The organism is Pseudoduganella sp. RAF53_2, from assembly GCF_052113985.1.
GTDB lineage: Bacteria > Pseudomonadota > Gammaproteobacteria > Burkholderiales > Burkholderiaceae_D > Rugamonas.
In genome coordinates this window covers 1-1,729 of the sequence record NZ_JBFRDW010000905.1, presented here as the reverse complement: position 1 = coordinate 1,729, position 1,729 = coordinate 1, and the positions used below count along the sequence as shown (strand labels likewise).

The 1,729-nt window shown below is 59.1% G+C and carries 4 protein-coding genes; all 4 read right to left on the bottom strand.

The annotated features are described in order from the left end of the window. Positions 1-163, bottom strand: a 163-nt coding sequence (locus AB4Z11_RS30880) for an NADH-quinone oxidoreductase subunit K (protein WP_442029880.1), incomplete at its 3' end; no start/stop codon positions are given. Beyond that, positions 160-789, bottom strand: a complete 630-nt coding sequence (locus AB4Z11_RS30875; protein WP_442029878.1) for an NADH-quinone oxidoreductase subunit J — start codon at positions 787-789, stop codon at positions 160-162. The genes AB4Z11_RS30880 and AB4Z11_RS30875, both read right to left, overlap by 4 nt. Positions 790-805: 16 nt before the next feature. Continuing rightward, positions 806-1,294 carry an NADH-quinone oxidoreductase subunit NuoI gene (nuoI, locus tag AB4Z11_RS30870; RefSeq protein ID WP_442029876.1) on the bottom strand — a complete coding sequence of 163 codons (489 nt, stop codon included), beginning with the start codon at positions 1,292-1,294 and terminating at the stop codon, positions 806-808. Between the two features lie 15 nt (positions 1,295-1,309). Further along, positions 1,310-1,729: complex I subunit 1/NuoH family protein (locus AB4Z11_RS30865; RefSeq protein ID WP_442029874.1), on the bottom strand; the 420-nt coding region annotated here is incomplete at its 5' end.

Below are 1,729 nucleotides of genomic sequence, written 5' to 3'. Positions count from 1 at the left end.
GGTAATGCGAGAACGCGATGAAGTTCATGTTCAGTGCAAGCAGCATCAGTTCGTTGGCCATCAGCAGAACGATTACGTTATTGCGGTTCAGGAAAATACCGACGATCGAGATCGCGAACAGGATCGCGCCCAGGACCAGGTAGTGTGCGAGCGATAAAGTCATGGTGCCTCCTTCGTGGCCGCTTCGACCGGAGCGTGGACGACAGCGTCCATCTTCACGATCTTCAGGCGGTCGTTACGCTTGACGCGGACAGCATCGGCCGGGTCAAAGTATTTGATGTCCTTGCGCTTGCGCAGGGTCAGGGCCACGGCAGCCACGATGGCCACCAGCAGCACGACTGCCGCCACTTCGAACGCATAGATGTATTCGGTGTAGATCGCCAGGCCCAGCGCCTTGGTCTGGCCGATGGTGTTGGACGCCTCAGGCGCCTGGGTACCAGCCACGCCGAAGGAGCGCCACAGCACGGAAGCCATCTCCAGCACGATCACGCCGCCGATGATGGACGCCAGCGGCAGATAGTTCCAGAACCCTGCCCGCAGCTTGTCGAGGTCGATGTCGATCATCATCACGACGAACAGGAACAGCACCATCACGGCGCCGACATACACCAGCACCAGCACGATGGACAGGAATTCGGCTTTCAGCAGCATCCAGATGCCGGCCGCCTGGAAGAAGGCCAGCACCAGGAACAGTGCAGCGTGCACCGGGTTGCGGGCCGTGATTACGCGGGTCGATGCCAGCACGAGGATGGCAGCGAACACGTAGAACAATACGGTTGTGAAGTTCATTAGTTAGCCTCGGCGATCAGCGGTAAGGAGCGTCTGCGGCGCGGTTGGCGGCGATTTCCGCTTCGTAGCGGTCGCCCACGGCCAGCAGCATTTCCTTGGTGTAGTACAGGTCGCCACGCTTTTCGCCGTGGTATTCCAGTACGTGGGTTTCCACGATCGAGTCGACCGGGCAGGACTCTTCGCAGAAACCGCAGAAGATGCACTTGGTCAGGTCGATGTCGTAGCGCGTAGTACGGCGCGAGCCGTCGTCACGCTGTTCCGACTCGATGGTGATGGCCATCGCCGGGCACACGGCCTCGCACAGTTTGCAGGCGATGCAGCGCTCTTCACCGTTGGGATAACGGCGCAGTGCATGCAGGCCACGGAAACGCGGCGAGATCGGCGTCTTCTCTTCAGGGAACTGGACGGTGATCTTCTTGGCAAACATGTATTTGCCCGTCAGCGCCATCCCCTTGAACAACTCGGYCAGCATGAAGCTGCCGAAGAAATCTTTCAATCGGTCCATTCTGTATTCGCTCTCTTACTTCCAAATATTCCAGGAGGTCTGCATCCAGGTCGCCACGAACACCAGGTACACCAGGGTCAGCGGGATGAACACTTTCCAGCCCAAACGCATGATCTGGTCATAGCGGTAGCGCGGGAAGGTACCGCGGGTCCAGATGAACAGAGACACGATCAAGAAGGTCTTGATGAACAGCCAGATGAAGCCACCGAACACGCCGCCGATATCCAGCGCTGCGATCGGAGCAGACCAGCCGCCCAGGAACATGACCGATGCCAGCAGGGAGATCAGGATCATGTTGGCGTATTCCGCCAGGAAGAACATGGCGTACGCCATACCGCCGTATTCCACCATGTGGCCGCCGACGATCTCGGATTCGCCTTCCACCACGTCGAACGGGTGGCGGTTACATTCGGCCAGGCCGGAGACCAGGTAGAC